Source organism: Collinsella sp. CLA-ER-H9 (assembly GCF_040092295.1).
In the GTDB taxonomy this organism is placed as follows: Bacteria; Actinomycetota; Coriobacteriia; order Coriobacteriales; family Coriobacteriaceae; genus Collinsella.
Map to the genome: position 1 here is coordinate 21,300 of NZ_JBBNLV010000019.1, position 17,532 is coordinate 38,831.

Here is a 17,532-nt window from a genome sequence, read left to right on the forward strand (position 1 = left end):
GGCTATTCTCGAATTACAACATGGGAGACAATATGGCAGAAACCAGCAAAAAGATGCAGATCGTGTTTGCCTCGGCCGAGTGCGCACCGTTTGTTAAGACCGGTGGCCTCGGCGACGTGGCGGGCTCGCTGCCTGCGGCGCTCGTGCGCGCCGGCGCCGAGGTTATCGTGATGGTGCCCAAGTACGCCACCATCAAGGACGAGTACAAGGCGCAGATGGAGCACTTCTCCGACTTTTACGTGAGCCTGGGCTGGCGCAATGAGTACTGTGGACTCGAGAAGCTCGAGCACGACGGCGTCACCTATATGTTCATCGACAACGAGCGCTACTTTGCGCGCGACTATCCGTACGGCTTCTTTGACGACGGCGAGCGTTTTGCGTTCTTCTCCAAGGCCATCACCGAGAGCCTGCAGCACCTGCCGGCCGGCTTTGAGTGCGACATCCTGCATTGCAACGACTGGCAGACGGCACTGGCACCAGTGTTCTTACGCGAGTTCTACCAGGGCCTGCCGCTGTACGACCGCGTCAAGACCGTGTTCTCGATCCACAACGTGGCGTTCCAGGGCCAGTTTAGCGACACCGTGATGGAGGACATCCTGGGTGTGGCGCATATTCCGGCGGCCGCCTCGCAGCTGCGCTGCGACGCCTGCAGCATCAACTACATGCTGGGCGCGCTGCACTATGCCGACGCCATCACAACGGTGAGCCCCACCTATGCGGGCGAGATCCAGACACCCGAGTTTGGCGAGGGCCTGGACGGCGTGCTGCGCGAGCGTTCCTACGCGCTGCAGGGCATTTTGAATGGCATTGACGTGGCGGGCTTTGACCCGGCAACCGACAAGCGCATTGCCGCCAACTACACGATTGACGATCGTTCCGGCAAGGCCGTGTGCAAGGCCAAGCTGCAGGAAGAGCTAGGCCTCGAGGTTCGCGACGACCGCCCGCTTATGGTGATGGTTACTCGCCTGACGCGCCAGAAGGGCATGGACCTGGTCATGTACGCGCTCGACCGCATCCTGTCCGGCGGCGTTCAGGTGGCCGTGCTGGGCACAGGCGACCGCGACTACGAGGACGGCCTGCGCTACTTCCAGGACAAGTACCCTGGCACCATGGCCGCGCGCATCGAATTCGATCCGGCACTGTCGCAGCGTATGTACGCCGCCGCCGACATGTTCCTGATGCCTTCGAAGTTTGAGCCCTGCGGTCTGTCGCAGATCATCGCCATGCGCTACGGCACCCTGCCCATCGTGCGCGAGACCGGTGGCTTGAAGGACACCGTGATCCCGTATAACGAGTTTACCGGCGAGGGTACGGGCTTCTCGTTTAGCAACTTTAATGGCGACGAGATGGGCGACGCGGTCTTCCGCGCAGCGCGCCTGTTCTGGGATAACCGTGAGGCATGGAACCAGCTGGTCACGCAGGCCATGAGCCAGGACTTTAGCTGGACGCGTTCGGCCGATAAGTATCTGGACCTGTACTTCTTTATGCACCCGGAGATTGAGAGGCCGGCGGGTGTGGAGGCTGCTGCGGCTGTCGAGGAGCCGGTTGCCGCTGAGGGCGAGCCCGCGGCGCCCGTTAAGGAGCCCGCAGCCGCTGAGGAGCCCAAAGTCGAGGAGAAGCCGGCTGCCGAGGCCGAGGTAAAGCCCGCGGCTAAGTCTGCCGCCAAGAAGACGACGGCCCGCAAGGCAACACCTAAGAAGGCTACGACCACGAAGGCCGCTGCGAGCAAGACCACCGCTGCCAAGGCAACTACTGCCAAGGCATCGACCACGCGCAAGCGCACGACCGCCGCTGCCAAGAAAGCCGCCGAGGCCGAGGCCGCTCTCGAGGTAAAGGCCGAGACCACTGCCGCCGAGGCTAAGCCTGCGGCAAAGGCTCCGGCCAAGACCGCTGCCAAGAAGACGACCGCGACCACCAAGAAGGCCACGGCAGCCAAGAAGACCACGGCTACGAAGTCGACGACCAAGAAGGCCGCTACGACGAAGGCCGCCGCGAAGAAGACCCCGAAGGCTGCTGCAAAGCCCGCCGTCAAGGTCGAGGAGGTGCTCTCCGAGCCCAAGGCCAAGGCAGCTGTCGAGGCAAAGCCGGCCGCCAAGACCACCACGCGCAAGCGCGCTACGACGACGGTCAAAAAGGCCACGACCAAGACAGCCGCTTCCAAGGCAGAGGCTAAAGCCGAGGACAAGCCCGCAGTAAAGGCCGAGCCGACTCCGAAGGCCGCTGAGGTCAAGACCGCTCCGAAGGCTACGGCAAAGACCGAGCCCGCCAAGAAGGCCCCGGTCTCCCCCGCCGCACCGACTGAGGAAAAGGCTCCGACCAAGAAAACCTCCGTCCGCAAGGCAACGGCCGCCCGCAAGCGCCACTAATCCGGACGATTAAAACTTAATCCTCAACGCAAAAGAGGGCGCCCCAACCAGGCGCCCTCTTCTTGGTTAAACTTCTCTATTAAAAGAGGGCCGGTTTACTACGACAAAATGGCCCTGGACGACCACGGCGAGTAATCTTCGAAATTGACAACGCTTCTACCTGCGGTTTTAATATCACCAAATTGACAGTGGTTGAGATCATTCAAATCGTCGTAGTAAACCGAAGTACTTTTGTTTGACTACAAATAGTATCCGTCTGGGCGTTTTCGAATACCGCGATAATTTGGGTGGTAAAACGATTTTCTAGGACAACCGTTCGCCGATGGTAAACGGATGTTGTTTATACACCCTATGTACAACAGATATACTTACACCTTGTGCGTTAAGCCCATGGCCCGCTGGCCATGATTGTATAGAACTGGACCGTACTATGAGATTGATTCACAACAGCCGCCTGCCGCAGTTTCGCACTCCGTTTGGCGCTGTGACCACTGGAACTTCCGTTTCCCTCTCGGTGATTTTGGAGGATGCCGATCCCAACCAGGCAACGCTTACGCTGCGCACCTGGGTAGATGAAATCGGTGAGTCTCGGTATCCCATGACGCACGAGGGCGACGGCATCTTTACCGTAGAGCTTGAGTGCACCGAGCCCTGTCTTATCTGGTACAGCTTTATCTGCAATATCGAGGGCCAGCCCGAGGTCCGCTTGGGCGCGCCGCAAGGCCGCACCGGCGGCGAGGGCGTAACCTACGACTACGCCGAGGTTCCGTCCTTCCAGATTACCGTCTATAAGCACCGCGAAGTACGTCCCGAGTGGTACGAGCGCGGCATGGTTTACCAGATCTTCCCCGATCGCTATGCACGCGACGAAAACTGGCGCGAGCGCACACTGACCGAAGTCGAAAAGCCTCGCAACGGAATCCAGCGCCGCATGGTCGAGGACTGGAATGAACCGCCCGAGTACGAGCGTGCCGAAGACGGCTCCATCAAGACCTGGGATTTTTACGGCGGCTCGCTCAAGGGTATCCAAAATGACCTGCCCCGCATTGCCGAGCTAGGCTTTACAGCCATCTACCTCAACCCCATCTTTGAGGCCGCGAGCAACCACCGCTACGACACGGCCGACTACACCAAGATCGACCCGATCCTGGGCACCGAGCAGGACTTTACGGAGCTGTGTCAGGCGGCCGAAAAGCTCGGCATTTCCATCATTCTGGACGGGGTGTTCAACCACACGGGCGACGACTCGATCTACTTTAACCGCTACGGCAACTACCCCGGCGTGGGTGCCTGGCAGAGCGAGGACTCGCCGTGGCGCGATGCGTTTTACTTCCACGAGGACGGTTCGTATGACTGCTGGTGGGGCGTGGGCAACATGCCCGCCATCAACGAGAATTCCGAGCTGGTGCGCGAAAAGCTTCTGGGCAAGAACGGCGTCATTCGTAAGTGGCTGCGCGCTGGCGCCCATGGCTGGCGTCTGGACGTGGCCGACGAGCTTTCCGATGACTTCCTGGCCGAGATCAAAAAGGCCGTGCTCGCCGAGAAGCCTGACGCGCTGCTGCTTGGCGAGGTCTGGGAAGACGCCTCCAACAAGATCAGCTACGGCCATCTGCGCCGCTACCTGCAGGGCTCCGAGCTCGACTCTGCTATGGATTACCCCTTCCGCAACATGGTCATCGGCTTTTTGATGGGCTACAAGAACGCCTATCAGGCAGCCGAGGATATCGAAACCCTGCGCGAGAACTACCCGCGCGAGGCACTGTCCTGCGCACTCAATCTGCTTTCGAGCCACGACCGCCCGCGCATCATCTCGGTGCTCGGCGGCGGCCCCGACGAGTCGCAGCTGCCCGAGAGCGAGCGTAGCAAATGGCGCCTGGACGAAAACTCCATGGGCCTGGCCAAGAGCCGCTTTTGGTTGGCGACGCTCATGCAGATGACCTTCCCCGGCGTGCCCTCGATCTATTATGGCGATGAGTACGGCTTGGAGGGCCTCACCGATCCGGGCAACCGCCGCACCCTGCCGACCAAGGACCAACTCCACGACTTCGATACGCTGGCTATCGTTAAGAACGCGTCTGCCGTACGTCGCGCGCTGCCCTTTATGGTTGACGGCGAGATCAAGGCCTTTGCGCTCAACGACGACGTCTTGGCCTATACCCGCACGGGCAAAGACGGCGAGGCCGCGACGGTTATCATCAACCGCAGCCTGCGCAATTCGCACTGCGTGACGATTCCAGCGCTCGGCGAATGTGCGAGCGACGTGATCAGCGGCCACGAGTGCGAAATCCACAATGGCACCGTTACGCTCGACCTGTACCCGTTGGGCTCTTCGATCATCTATCACCATGCCGACAAGCGCCTGCAAGAGCCGCTCGATCACGGCGCGGGCGTCGTGTGCCATATCACCTCGGTGCCGACCGACGACGGCAAGCCCGGCACAATCGGTGCGCCCACGCGTCGCTTTATCGACCACCTGGCCGCCATGGGCATGCGCTACTGGCAGGTTCTGCCCGTCAATCCCACGGACTTCTTCCGCTCCCCCTACGCCGGTCCTTCGGCCTTTGCAGGCAATATCGACCTGCTGCCCGAGAGCCACAAGGAGCTGGCCGCCGACTTTGCTACCTGGAAGACCCGCGGCGGCGAGGATGCCGACCCGCTGTACACGGCGTTTAAACATCGCAACGCCGACTGGCTCGAGAAGTACTGCGTCTACATGGCGGTCAAGAAGCACTTTGAGGGACTGTCGCGCCACGATTGGCCGGCGGATGTCGCGCGCTACAACGAGCACCTGATCGATGACAAGCGCTTCCACGACGAGGCCGAGCTGCAGGCGTACATGCAGTATCGCTTTGACCTTGCCTGGTGCGAGCTCATGAACTATGCGCACAAGAAGGGCATCGAGGTCATCGGCGATATCCCGATGTATGTCTCGGACGATTCGGCCGATGCGTGGAGCGAGCCCGAGAACTTCTGGCTGTCCGATACCGGCAAGGCAATCGAGGTCTCCGGTGCGCCGCCCGATAACTTTGCGCCCGAGGGCCAGGTATGGGGAAACCCCACCTTCCGCTGGGATCACATGAAGCAGAACGGCTATAGCTGGTGGATGGATCGCCTGCGTCGTGCGTTTTCGCTCTACGACCGCGTGCGCCTTGATCACTTCCTGGGCTTCCACAGCTACTTTAGTATCCCTGCAGGCAAGGCTTGTGCCGACGGTCGCTGGCTGGCGGGACCGGGCAAGGACCTGTTCCAGACGGCCTACGACGAGCTGGGTCCGCTCAACTTTATTGCCGAGGATCTGGGTTATCTGACGCCTGGCGTTCGTGCGATGGCTTCGACTTGCGGCTTCCCCGGCATGGACGTGCTGGAGTTTAGCGACTACGACGTTCGCAACGGCATGTATCCCACGCCGGGCAAGATCCTGTACACCTCGACGCACGACACCTCGACACTTGCCGGCTGGTGCACGCGCTCCTTTGCGGGTGGCGACGAACCGAGCGGCATTGCATTGGCAAGCGAGCTCATGGGCAACGCCCTGGCAAGCGACGCTCCCCTGGTGATGATGCCGCTGCAGGATGTCCTGGGGCTTGGCGACGATGCGCGCATGAACGTACCGGGCGTGGCCACGGGCAACTGGACCTGGCAGGCGCAAGAGGCCGACGTTGCGGCCGCCGAGGGCAAAACTGCGCAGCTCCTGCGCAACACCCATAGATTCTGGAGCGAACCGTGATAAAACGCCCGATATAGGGTACAGTTACAGACGTTTGAATTTTTGCGGGCAGAGTGATCTGCCCGCTTTGTACTGAAAAGGAAGTATTATGGCGCGCTACGATTACAAGTGCACGAGCTGCGGCAATGTGTTTGAGGTTGAGCACCCCATGTCCGAGACGCCCGAGGTAATATGCCCCAGCTGCGGCGCTCCGGCATCCAGGACGTTCTCTGCCAGCGGCATCAAGTTCGATGGCAGCGGTTTCTACAACACCGACCAGCGCAGCGGCGGTTCCAGCACCAGCGCCACCAGCGGCTGTTGCGCCAACTGCCCACATAACCACTAGTGACAAGCGGCCCCGCGATAAAGCCCGATCGCGGGGCCGAATTTTTTCAGGAATGTCCCACGCCCCGGCAACTGGTCTGGAGTTGCGCCACGAAAACGGCCTATCTACTACATTTGACCCATATAATCCGAGCACACCTGCGTTTTTACAAAATCGACGAGCCGTCTACCTGCGGTTTTGATTTCGCTAAATTCGGCATGGTTGGGGGTAATGGGTTTAATGTAGTAGGTAGGCCCATTTCATGACAAGCAGATCAATCCTCGGGTGTCGTATTAGTTGCGGACCAGCCTTGCGCAGAAGTGGCCGTCGTAGGAGTCGGCGTTTACGGGGACGCTTTGGAAAAGTCCACGGTCGTTTTGACGTACGGAGACGAGCTTCTTGGCTTGTTCAAAATCGGGTAGCTGCAGAATTTGGGCTTCGGAGAGCGGCGCCACGCTAAAGCCTACGCCCTCGGGAGAGGCCAGGAAGGCATCCACGACCTGAGTGTTCTCCTCAGCAAAAACCGAGCAGGTGGCATAGATAAGCTCACCGCCGGCAGCAACGCGCGCGGCGGCTTCCTTGAGCATCGTCAGCTGCAGTTTAGGAAGCTCAACCGTCACGTCCTTTTCGGTCAAGCGCCACGGAATCTCAGGATGACGGCGCATGGTGCCGGTACCCGAGCACGGGGCATCGATAAACACCGTATCGAACAGAACGGGTTTACCAAGCATCGCATCGAACGACGTGAGGACCGTATCGAGCTCGCACGCATCACCCGAGACGGTACGAACGCCCTTGATACCAGCCTTATGCAGGCGCGCAAGATTCTGATCACACTTGCGATCGTGCAAATCGAGTGCAGTGTGCTGACGGTCGTAGCCGGCACGCTTAGCCTGGCACATCATCACATACGTCTTGGTACCACGACCGGCGCCAATCTCTAGGCAGCGCCCGGGACGAGTAGCCGCAGTAGCGATGAGCTGAGCGTTAAGGTCCGAGGCCACGGCCGCCGCGCGTTCAAACACACCCGACGCAACTGTGGCCTGTGCATCGACCGGCGCATGGCAACCCGGGAACACAGGCGCAACAAGCTGCGAGATATACGGATCGGGCTTGGTCGCAAAGGCGTTCTCATGCAGGGCCAGCGGAGCGGGGGCCAGATTACCGGCAAAGCTAAGCGCGCCCTCCGGTGTGTCAAACGAAGCCATAATACGAGCGCACAGCCAACGCGGCAGACCCAACAGGCGCGACAGACGAACCAATCGGCGCTCGGACTCATCGGCATCCGCCGCAGTGGCAAAGTCCTCGACGTTGTCCGCGACCTTATGCAGCACGGCATTGGCCAAACCGGCGGCAGACTTAGCTCCGCTGCGCACCAGCTCAACGCCCTGACTCACCGCAACGCGGCCAGGCGTATGCAGGTAGAGCATCTCAAAGGCCGAGATGCGAAGCGCCATGCGAACACGCGGCGCGACCTTTTTGGGTTTATCGAGAAACTGGTCGAGCAGCTCGTCCAAAATGCCCTGGGTGGCTGCAACACCAAGTGCCAAACGAGCGGCAAAGGCAGAATCGCGCTGGTCAATGGCCTTGGCAGAAGCACGAGAAGACAACACGTCGCGCGCATACATGCCGCGACGGTCGGCCTCCATCAGCACATCGAGCGCGAGCTTACGCGCGGGGGAAAGCTTGCTCATGACAAAACACCCCACGTCAGATCGGCACCCTGCAGGCCGGCAGCCCAGGCAGAAGCAGCCATAGCACGCTTGCCGTCAGGCTTAACCTCGAGCAGTTCAACCGAGCCATCCGACAGGCCCAGGTAAACACGCTTGCTCTTAACGGCAACAGCGCCCTCGCCAAGCGACGCATCGCTTGGCGCAGCATCGAGCACGCGAACCGACTTGCCAGCAATCACGCAGCGAGCGGGTGCAGTGTCGGACGAAGCCAGCACGTGACGCACACAATCGAGCGCCGCCATCTGCGGATCCAGACGCATCTCCTGCTTGGAAATCTTGGCAGCATGCGTGACGAGCGACTCATCCTGCTCGGTCCACACCGCTGTGTCATCGGCAAGCGAGGGCAGCGTATCGGCCAGCAGCTTACCGCCCAGCTCGCCAAGCTCCATCGTCAGTGCCTCGGCATGCTTGCCGGCGACAGATGTCGAGGCCTGCGCACAATAAGCGCCGGTATCCACGCCATGCCCAATACGCATAATGGAAACGCCGGCAACCTCATCACCAGCAAGAATCGCACGCTGAATGGGAGCGGCGCCACGCCAACGCGGCAGCAGCGAAGCATGAACATTCACAATACCAAGCGGCGCCATATGCAGCACCTCATCGGGCAAAATGCAGCCATAGGCAGCCACGCAGAATATATCAGCCTGCGCAGCCTGAAGCGACTCGACAACCTCGGGCGTCATACGATTGGCCTCAACAACCGGCAACCCCAGCTCAAGCGCCTTGGCCTTAACAGGAGAAGGCTCAAGCTTCTTACCACGCCCACGAACAGCATCGGGACGAGTAATGACAAGCGCAATCTCATTCCCAGCCTCAACAAGCGAAGTCAGCGAAGGCACAGCAAAATCAGGCGTACCCATAAACACAATACGCATAAAGGACGTCTCCCCTCAACCAAAGCCGAGACGGCTACAAATAACAGCGGAAAGCCAAGTACCCAGCCCATCCGCAATAACAATTCAACAAGAACAAATATACCCAAAAACAAAGAAAGAGCCGCATAAAAGCAGCTCTCTCAACAAAGCACCTATCAGCGAAGACGTCCCTCCCTGGCCCGACGGCACCCGGGCGAGACAAGCAGCGTCAACGTAGTCCCCGGGGCGCCCGCCTATATCGTCCCGCGCGCAGTTTCGCAGCGCAGCGAGAATGTTTGAGCACGGGATGATATAGGCGGGCGCCCCGGGGACGGACGACCTACTCCGTCTCGCCCGGTCGAGCGCCGCGAGCCAGGGCGTCCTGGTACTCCTTGACGGCCTTGAGCCTCTGCATCGGCTTGAGTCGCTCGAACATGGTGTTGCCGTGCAGATGGTCAATCTCGTGCTGCAGACACACGCAGAACAAATCGCCCGTGGCCTCATAGCGAATCAAGTTGGCATCCAGGTCGTACGCCTCGACGATAACGTGATCGGGACGCTCGATCTCGCAGCTAATGCCAGGGATGGACAGGCAGCCCTCGCTAAACGGCACCAGATGGTCGCTCTGCTCAACAATGACAGGATTGATGAGCACGTACGGATCGTAGTCGTTCTTGTCGCTGTAGTCACAGTCAATGGTGACGAGCTGGATGAGCTCGCCGATTTGCGGGGCAGCCAGGCCGCAGCCGCCGTTCTCGAACATCATCTTCTTCATCTTCTCGGCAAGCGCCTCGATCGCCGGGGTGATCTCCTCGATGACGGCGCACTCCTGACGCAGACGAGGGTCGGGCGACAGTACGATTCCGTTGGCTTCCATGGCCATCCTTTCGGGTTGTTACATCAAATCATAGGCGTCGACGTCAACGCTCACGCTCACGCCGCGCACGGAGCCCACCTCTTTGAGGCAGGCGTCGATATCATCAGAGACATGGTACCCTACCGGCGACTTAACAAGCATATGGAAGCGATAACGGTCCTTGGCTCTCTCGATTACACACGAAGCCGGGCCAAGCAACTGAGGCACCGCGCTGCCCGCCCGCAAAAAGTCGGGAGCGGAGGCATGCCAGCGGCGCTTGAGCAGCTTTGCGATGCGCCCGATATAATCCTGCGCATCATCGCGGCTTGCCGACCACACCAAAATGTTGATCAGGCGCACGAACGGCGGATACAGTGCGTCGCGGCGCTGGTCCAGGTCGTAGTCGGTAAAGATCGAGCGATCGTGCTCAGCGACGGCGCGGATTACTGGGTCCTCGGGCAGATAGGTTTGAATGACGACCTCGCCGGGACGATCGCCGCGACCGGCACGGCCCGCCACCTGCTCGAGCAGGTCGTAGGCACGCTCCCCCGCGCGAAAATCGGGAAGCTTGAGGGCGAAGTCGGCATTGACCACGCCCACGAGCGTGACCTCGGGAAAATCGAGACCCTTGGCGATCATCTGGGTACCCAGCAGCACCGCGCAATCGGCGGCATCGAACTGCTCGAGCAACTTCTTATGCGCGTCCTTGCCACGCGTGGAATCGGCATCCATGCGAATGATGGCGACATCCTCGGGCAGCATCTGGTGCAGCGCGTCCTCGATCTGCTGCGTGCCCAGACCCATTTTTGCCAGGTAACGGCTGCCGCACTTGGGGCAACGACTCGTGGGCGCGGGATACGGCTGCACGCGCCAGGACGAACCACAGGTGTGGCACTGCAGCGTATGGGTGCGCTCGTGGTACGTAAGCGCCGTAGAGCAATGGTTGCAGGTGGGAACGCAACCGCACTCGCGGCACATCAAAAACGGCGCAAAGCCGCGGCGGTTATGCAGCAGCACAGCCTTCTCGCGGCGCTCGACCACGCGCTCCAAACCTTCCATCAGCGGTTTAGAGAACATGGAGCGGCTGCCGTGCGAAAACTCGCAGCGCAGGTCGGCAATGCGGACCGTGGGTAGCACGGCGTGTCCCGGGCGCTCGGGCATCTCGACGCGCGTCCAGGTGACACCGTTGTACGTGCCGCGGCGGCAGCGGTCGAGGGCCTCGGCAGAAGGCGTAGCCGAGCCCAGCACGAGTGGGCAGCGATAGCGGTGCGCCATCTCGGCCGCCACCTCGCGCGCATGGTAGCGCGGACTGGAACCCTGCTTATAGCTGGTCTCGTGCTCCTCGTCGATAATGATGAGACCAAGGTCGCTGAGCGGGCAAAAAAGCGCCGAACGGGCTCCCACGACCACACGCGCGGCTCCGCTGGCAACCATGTCCCACTGGTCTAGGCGCTCACCGGCCGAAAGGCGCGAATGGAAGACCGCGACCGTCTCGCCAAAGCGCGAACGGAAGCGGCCGACGGTCTGGGCCGTCAGCGAGATCTCGGGCACGAGCACGCAGGCCGAGCGACCGGCCGCGAGCACACGCTCGATAGCGGAGAGGTAGACCTCGGTTTTGCCGGAGCCCGTAACGCCGTCCACGAGCACCACGTCGCCGTGCGCATCCAGGCAAGCGCGCTCAATCTGCGCGAGCGCCTGCCGCTGGCCGTTCGTAAGCGCGACCGGCGCCTTGCCGCTTGCTGAGGACAGCGTGATCTTCTCGCTGCAGCCGCGCCAGGCACGGCGCTCCTCCACCACCACGACGCCGCGTTTTTCGAGCGCCTTGATGGTCGCCGACATGCTGTTGTAGAGCAGGTTGAGGTCGCGCGTCGTGACCGGCCCGCACTGGAGCGCCTCGATGAGCTGGCGCTGACGGACCGCGGTCTTGGGCGGCGTATAGTCAAAGCCTTCGGGCGTAAGCATCACCCAGCGGTTTTGGATAGGCTTGACGGCGGGACGCTCGACCGTCCACGCCCCGTCATCGCCCTTCACGACACGCGGGCTGCCACCCGGAGGCAAGAACAAACGCAAGCATTCGGAAAGCGTCGCGACATACTCGCGGCTCATCCAACGCGCAATGCGGGCGGCCTCGGCGGTAAAGAGAGGTTTGCTGAGGATAGCCTCGATAGGCTTGATGTGCACGGAATCGAGGGCGGCGTTGCCTTGTAAGTCGCCCAGCTCAGACGCAATGTCGACGATATAGCCAGCGGCCGCACGGTTTCCAAAATGAACTAGGACGGTGGAGCCGATCTGGGCCTCATTGGCAAGAGACTGCAGAATGCCGTAGGCGAACGGCTCGGACAGCGCACGGGTGGGAATGTCGAGGACCACGCTCGCATAGGCGGCAACGGGCTCGGGCGCAGGCGCGGGCTTGGCCTGCTTGGCCGTGCGGACAGGCTTTACGGAAGCCCGCTTAGGCTCGGGTGAACCAAACAGCGAAAGTTGCTCGGCCATGGCCCCAGCACCTCCTATCCCATACGTCTACAGAAACAAGAGCCCCGCTCGGGGTGAACGGGGCTCGGATACATGAGTTAGCGCAGCGATTACAGCGCCATCGTGCGGGCGCGGTCGATACGCGCCAGGCAGTCGTCGCGGCCGACGAGCGCCATGGTCTCGCCCAGCGGGGGGCTCACCATGTTGCCGCAGACGGCGACGCGCACGGCCTGGAATACCACGCGCTTCTTGAGATCCATCTGCTCGGGCAGCGGCTCAAGCGCAGCGTCGATGGCCTCGGCGGTCCACTCGGTAACACCCTCGAGCGCGGCCTTGACGGCGTCCAGAATGGCACCCATGCCCTCCTTGGCCAGGCCCTTGTTGACGGACTTCTCGTCATACTCGAGCGTCTCGGCCGTGGCAAAGATGGGGGCGGCGACGGTCACGGCGTCGGCCGGCATCTTGGTGCGCGGCTTGACGATGGCGGCAAGCGCGTCGATCCAGTCCTCGCCGTACTCGACGTTACCCTCGATGAGGCCCGCCTCGTGCAGCTCGGGGACCATGATCTCGTCGGCAAACTGAGCGTCGGACATGCCGTTGATGTACTCGGCATTGACCCAGTCGAGCTTTTTGGGATCGAAGGTCGCCGGGTTCTTGGAAATGCGGTCGAGCGAGAACTTGCTGGCCAGGACATCGCGCGGGATGATCGTGGTCTCACCGTCGAGCGACCAGCCGAGCAGCGCCAGGTAGTTGACGAAGGCATCGGGCAGGTAGCCGGCATCGCGGTACTCCTCCACCGAGGTGGCGCCATGGCGCTTGGAGAGCTTCTTGCCGTCGGCGCCCAGAATCATGGAGATGTGGGCGAACGTAGGCACGGGCGCGCCGAGGGCCTCGTAGACCATGACCTGGCGCGGGGTGTTGGACAGGTGATCGTCGCCGCGGATGACGTGAGTGATCTTCATCATGGCGTCGTCGACGACGGTCGCGAAGTTGTACGTGGGCGTGCCGTCGGAGCGGAAGATGACAAAGTCGTCGAGCTCCTTGGCGTCGAAGGTCACCTCACCATGGACGGCATCGTGGATGACGACGTCGCCGCGGTCCTCGGGCACCTTGATGCGCAGGACGTAGGGCTCGCCGGCCTCGATGCGGCGGCGTGCCTCCTCGGGATCGAGATCGCGGCAGCGGCGCTGATAGCCCTGGAAGGGGTCCTTGCGCTCCTGCGCGGCCTTGCGATCGGCCTCGAGCTGCTCCTTGGTGCAGAAGCAGGGATAGGCCTTGCCCTCATCCCAAAGCTGCTGGGCGGCCTGTTTGTACAGGTCCAGGCGCTCGGTCTGAGCATAGGGGCCAAAGTCGCCGCCCACCTCGGGACCCTCGTCCCAGTCAAGACCCAGCCAACGCATGGCGCGCAGGATGATCTGCGTGTTCTCGTCGGTGGAACGGGTGGGGTCGGTGTCGTCGATGCGCAGGATGAACGTGCCGCCGTTTGCGCGGGCAAAAGCCCAGTTATAGATAGCGGTGCGGGCGCCGCCGATGTGCAGCTTGCCCGTCGGTGAGGGTGCAAAGCGGACGCGAACGTCTGATGCCATGGAAATCTCCTCGATTGCAGGATGGATGTCTAACTGCATCAGTATAAAGCAACAATGCGACCTCCGCACAAAGGGCATCGACCCACTCATTGGGGACAAACCACTCATTGGGGACAGACTTAAATGAGTAGTCATTAGGGACGTTCTTAGTTTAAGGCTGGTCATTTAAGCCTGCCCCCAATGAGTAGGTGCGGAAAGGGTGTGAATGTTGGATTTACGCGCTATGATGTGCCCTTGCATAGAGAGCCCGGCGGAATGGTAACGGTCGCCGGGACACGTTTTTGAAAGGACAATCATGTCAGAAGAGCTTCGTTCCATCCCGCCCCAGCAGGGGTCCTTTGTGTTTACGTCGGAGTCGGTGACCGAAGGCCATCCCGATAAGATCGCCGATCAGATCAGCGATGCCGTCCTCGACGCAATCCTCGCCAAAGAAATAGAGCTGCAGGAGCAGGGCTATATTGCGCCCAACGGCGTGCCCGCCAACGTGGAAAACGTCCGCTGCGCCTGCGAGACCCTCGTGACCACCGGCACCGTCATCGTCGCCGGCGAGATCCGCACCCAGGCTTACGTTGACGTGCAGGAAATTGCCCGTGGCGTCATCCGCCGCATTGGCTACAACCGAGCCAAGTTTGGCTTTGACTGTGATACCTGTGGCGTTATGAGCCTCATCCACGAGCAGTCCCCCGATATCGCCCAGGGCGTCGACGAGTCGTTTGAGACCCAGACCGGCGCCACCACCGACCCGATCGACCTGATCGGTGCCGGTGACCAGGGCATGATGTTCGGCTATGCCTCCAACGAGACCAAGACCCTCATGCCCATGCCGCACTACCTGGCAAGCCGCCTGGCGGAGCGCCTGTCCGCCGTGCGCCACGACGGCACCCTGCCCTATCTGCGCCCCGACGGCAAGACCCAGGTCACCGTGCGCTACGAGGACGGCAAGCCCGTGGAGGTCACGACCATCGTCATCTCCACGCAGCACGCCGCCGAGATCGAGGACATGGGTAAGATCAAGGACGACCTCATCGAGCACGTCATCGCCCCGGTCATGGCCGCTGAGAACATGCCGTGGGACAACGCGGACATCTACGTGAACCCTACCGGCCGCTTTGTCGTGGGCGGACCCATGGGCGACACGGGCCTGACCGGCCGCAAGATCATCGTCGACACCTATGGCGGCTACGGCCGTCACGGCGGCGGCGCCTTTAGCGGCAAGGACTGCACCAAGGTCGACCGCTCCGCCGCGTACGCCGCTCGCTGGGTCGCCAAGAACGTGGTAGCCGCCGGCCTTGCCGACCGCTGCGAAGTCGAGCTGGCCTACGCCATCGGCGTGTCCAAGCCGCTTTCGATCATGGTCGACACCTTTGGCACCGCGCATGTTGCCGAAGACAAGATCGTCGAGGCCGTGGAGAAGACCTTCGACCTGCGCCCGGGCGCCATCATCCGCGACCTAGACCTGCGCCGCCCCATCTACGAGAAGACGGCAGCCTACGGTCACTTTGGCCGCGAAGACCCCGACTTCACCTGGGAAAAGACCGACCGAGTCGAAGAACTCAAAGCAACCTGCGGCCTGTAAGCTAACAAGAAAAGCCACAGCCAAATAAAAACGCACCAAAAGAAGTACCGGCTCCAACCGGTACTTCTTTTTTATTTACCCGGTGGTGAAGATGTTTCGATATGAGCCTACGCTGCGTCGCCAGCTAATGAATTTTGCAGCACGCGCACTTCTACCATGTATCCTTAGTCCCGAGGGGCGGGACATAAGGTCGATCGCGAGTTCCGCACGAGCCGGAGGGCACTTAATGTGCTCTCCGTGCGAGCAGGACTGTCCGAGCAGGCGACCTTATGCCCCGCCCCTCGGGACGACGAGACAAGGCAAAGGAGCAGCCATGGCAGGCAAGCCGCAAACACTAGCTACGACCTCGGCATTCGAGATCTTGGGGCCCGTCATGGTCGGCCCCAGCTCGTCGCACACCGCCGGCGCCCTGCGCTGCGCCCAGGTTGCCGCCAGCCTGCTGGAAGGCCGCATCACCAAGGTCACCTTTGGCCTGTGGAACTCCTTTGCCCATACCTACCGCGGCCACGGCACCGACCGCGCGCTCGTCGCGGGTATCTTGGGCCTCGATACCGACGACGAGAACATCAAGCAGGCCTTTGACCTCGCACGCGAGCAGGGTCTCGACTATCACTTTGACATCAAGGGCGACGACGCCTCCATCCACCCCAACACCGTCGACATCGAGATGGTCGACGACACGGGCGCCACGGCACAGGTCCGCGGCGAGAGCCTCGGCGGCGGCAAGATGCGCATCAGCCGCATCAACGGCGTCGGCGTCGACATCTCGGGCATGTATTCCACGCTCTTCGTGGCGCACCAGGACGTTCCCGGCGTGCTCGCAGCACTCACGAACCTGCTCGCCTACGCACACGTCAACATCGCCTTCTGCCGCACCTACCGCACCGAGGTGGGCGGCCAGGCCTATTCCGTCTTTGAGACCGACGGCGCTCCCGACGACACCGTCGTCCCCATGCTGCGCAAGCTCGACAATGTCGATTACGCCACGTTTATCGAGCTCCCGGGCTCGGCCTCGTCGCTCTCCCCCGGTGTCTCGGCCAAGGAGATCTTCGACGACGGCGAGCAGTTGCTCGATGCGTGCGCCGAGCTCGGCCTGAATATCGGCGCCGTCATGGCCGTGCGCGAGGCGCGTCTGACCGGCGAGGCCCATGCTATCGCAGCCATGCGCCGCGTGCTCGACGTCATGCGCGAGGAGACCACGGCCCCCATCGCCAATCCGCAGCGATCGCTCGGCGGGCTTATCGGCGGCGAGGCCAAGCTCGTCGATGCCACCCACCGCAACGATTTAAGCGCAAGCCTGATGGGCCCCGTTCAGACCGATGCCGTGGCTCGCGCGATGGCCGTGCTCGAGCGCTCCGCCACCATGGGCGTGATCGTTGCCGCCCCCACGGCCGGCTCCGCGGGCGTCGTCCCCGGCTGCGTGCTGGCGCTCGCCGATCACCTCCAGCTCGACGATGAACAGGTCATGGATGCCCTCTACTGCGCCGCCGCCATCGGCCTCAACCTCACCACGAGCGCCTGCGTCGCCGGCGCCGAGGGCGGATGTCAGGCCGAGGTTGGAAGCGCTGCCGCCATGGCCGCCGCCGCGCTGGTCCAGATGATGGGCGGCACGCCCGAGCAAGCGCTCGACGCCAGCTCCATTGCACTGAGCAACCTGTTGGGCCTCGTTTGCGACCCCGTCGGCGGCCTTGTCGAGGTGCCCTGCCAAAACCGCAACGCCATCGGCGTGGCCGCGGCCTTCAGCTCGGCGCAGCTCGCCCTCGCCGGCATCAAGAGCCTGGTGCCGTTTGACCAGATGGCGCACGTGATGCTCTCGGTGGGCCACGCCCTGCCCGCCACGTTGCGCGAGACGGCCAAGGGCGGCATCGCGCAGGCTCCGGCAGCACTCTCGGCGTGCGCAAAATGCGGAATATGCGGATAGTGAGCAAAATCAGAACCACCCTTAAAAAGGGTGGTTTGCTCTTAGGGTATAACCCACGGGCCCCGGGCTCGCGTCTAAAGGCGCGGGCCCGGACTTCGTCCAGGCCTAGTGCATCTTGACCCGTGGCGCGCCGG

10 protein-coding genes are annotated in these 17,532 nt (G+C 61.9%); 5 read left to right on the forward strand and 5 right to left on the reverse strand.

Annotation, left to right across the window (positions count from 1 at the left end; genetic code table 11):
* The first annotated feature begins 32 nt into the window (after nucleotides 1-32).
* The 3 genes from glgA (at nucleotide 33) to AAAX73_RS08930 (ending at nucleotide 6,418) form a co-directional block, all read left to right on the forward strand.
* A complete protein-coding gene (gene glgA / locus AAAX73_RS08920) occupies nucleotides 33-2,366 on the forward strand; it encodes a glycogen synthase GlgA (protein ID WP_349125682.1) in 2,334 nt (777 codons plus the stop codon).
* Nucleotides 2,367-2,796: 430 nt separating this feature from the next.
* Nucleotides 2,797-6,093, forward strand: coding sequence for a 4-alpha-glucanotransferase (locus tag AAAX73_RS08925; protein WP_349125683.1), 3,297 nt, complete (start codon nucleotides 2,797-2,799; stop codon nucleotides 6,091-6,093).
* Nucleotides 6,094-6,181: 88 nt separating this feature from the next.
* Entirely contained in the window at nucleotides 6,182-6,418 is a 237-nt protein-coding gene (locus AAAX73_RS08930) for an FmdB family zinc ribbon protein (RefSeq protein ID WP_118080606.1), read from the forward strand.
* 272 nt (nucleotides 6,419-6,690) lie between these two features.
* Here AAAX73_RS08930 and AAAX73_RS08935 read toward each other — a convergent pair whose 3' ends face one another.
* The 5 genes from AAAX73_RS08935 to gltX form a co-directional block, all read right to left on the reverse strand.
* Nucleotides 6,691-8,091: a transcription antitermination factor NusB gene (locus tag AAAX73_RS08935; RefSeq protein ID WP_349125684.1), complete on the reverse strand. Its 1,401-nt coding sequence runs from the start codon at nucleotides 8,089-8,091 to the stop codon at nucleotides 6,691-6,693.
* Nucleotides 8,088-9,008 (reverse strand): methionyl-tRNA formyltransferase, encoded by a 921-nt coding sequence (gene fmt, locus AAAX73_RS08940; protein WP_118080602.1) that lies wholly within the window; start codon nucleotides 9,006-9,008, stop codon nucleotides 8,088-8,090. The genes AAAX73_RS08935 and fmt overlap by 4 nt, the downstream gene beginning before the upstream one ends.
* Nucleotides 9,009-9,327: 319 nt before the next feature.
* On the reverse strand, nucleotides 9,328-9,864 hold the full coding sequence (gene def / locus AAAX73_RS08945; RefSeq protein WP_118080600.1) for a peptide deformylase: 537 nt from the start codon (nucleotides 9,862-9,864) through the stop codon (nucleotides 9,328-9,330).
* Between the two features lie 18 nt (nucleotides 9,865-9,882).
* Nucleotides 9,883-12,336, reverse strand: a complete 2,454-nt coding sequence (gene priA, locus AAAX73_RS08950; protein WP_349125685.1) for a primosomal protein N' — start codon at nucleotides 12,334-12,336, stop codon at nucleotides 9,883-9,885.
* Between the two features lie 89 nt (nucleotides 12,337-12,425).
* Nucleotides 12,426-13,901 carry a glutamate--tRNA ligase gene (gene gltX / locus AAAX73_RS08955; RefSeq protein WP_349125686.1) on the reverse strand — a complete coding sequence of 492 codons (1,476 nt, stop codon included), beginning with the start codon at nucleotides 13,899-13,901 and terminating at the stop codon, nucleotides 12,426-12,428.
* A gap of 295 nt (nucleotides 13,902-14,196) precedes the next feature.
* On the opposite strand from gltX, the gene metK reads away from it, so the two are divergent.
* Both metK and sdaAA read left to right on the forward strand, forming a co-directional pair.
* The gene (metK, locus tag AAAX73_RS08960) at nucleotides 14,197-15,477 is read left to right on the forward strand and encodes a methionine adenosyltransferase (RefSeq protein ID WP_349125687.1); all 1,281 of its coding nucleotides are present in this window, start codon (nucleotides 14,197-14,199) and stop codon (nucleotides 15,475-15,477) included.
* A 313-nt stretch (nucleotides 15,478-15,790) separates the two neighbouring features.
* On the forward strand, nucleotides 15,791-17,398 hold the full coding sequence (gene sdaAA / locus AAAX73_RS08965) for an L-serine ammonia-lyase, iron-sulfur-dependent, subunit alpha (protein ID WP_349125688.1): 1,608 nt from the start codon (nucleotides 15,791-15,793) through the stop codon (nucleotides 17,396-17,398).
* The last annotated feature ends 134 nt before the right edge of the window (nucleotides 17,399-17,532 follow it).

Excerpts from the sequence above, each read along its gene's own strand:
- glgA (WP_349125682.1), top strand. The coding sequence starts at position 33 with ATGGCAGAAACCAGCAAAAAGATGCAGATCGTGTTTGCCTCGGCCGAG.
- AAAX73_RS08925 (WP_349125683.1), top strand. The coding sequence starts at position 2,797 with ATGAGATTGATTCACAACAGCCGCCTGCCGCAGTTTCGCACTCCGTTT.
- AAAX73_RS08930 (WP_118080606.1), top strand. The coding sequence starts at position 6,182 with ATGGCGCGCTACGATTACAAGTGCACGAGCTGCGGCAATGTGTTTGAG.
- AAAX73_RS08935 (WP_349125684.1), bottom strand. The coding sequence starts at position 8,091 with ATGAGCAAGCTTTCCCCCGCGCGTAAGCTCGCGCTCGATGTGCTGATG.
- fmt (WP_118080602.1), bottom strand. The coding sequence starts at position 9,008 with ATGCGTATTGTGTTTATGGGTACGCCTGATTTTGCTGTGCCTTCGCTG.
- def (WP_118080600.1), bottom strand. The coding sequence starts at position 9,864 with ATGGAAGCCAACGGAATCGTACTGTCGCCCGACCCTCGTCTGCGTCAG.
- priA (WP_349125685.1), bottom strand. The coding sequence starts at position 12,336 with ATGGCCGAGCAACTTTCGCTGTTTGGTTCACCCGAGCCTAAGCGGGCT.
- gltX (WP_349125686.1), bottom strand. The coding sequence starts at position 13,901 with ATGGCATCAGACGTTCGCGTCCGCTTTGCACCCTCACCGACGGGCAAG.
- metK (WP_349125687.1), top strand. The coding sequence starts at position 14,197 with ATGTCAGAAGAGCTTCGTTCCATCCCGCCCCAGCAGGGGTCCTTTGTG.
- sdaAA (WP_349125688.1), top strand. The coding sequence starts at position 15,791 with ATGGCAGGCAAGCCGCAAACACTAGCTACGACCTCGGCATTCGAGATC.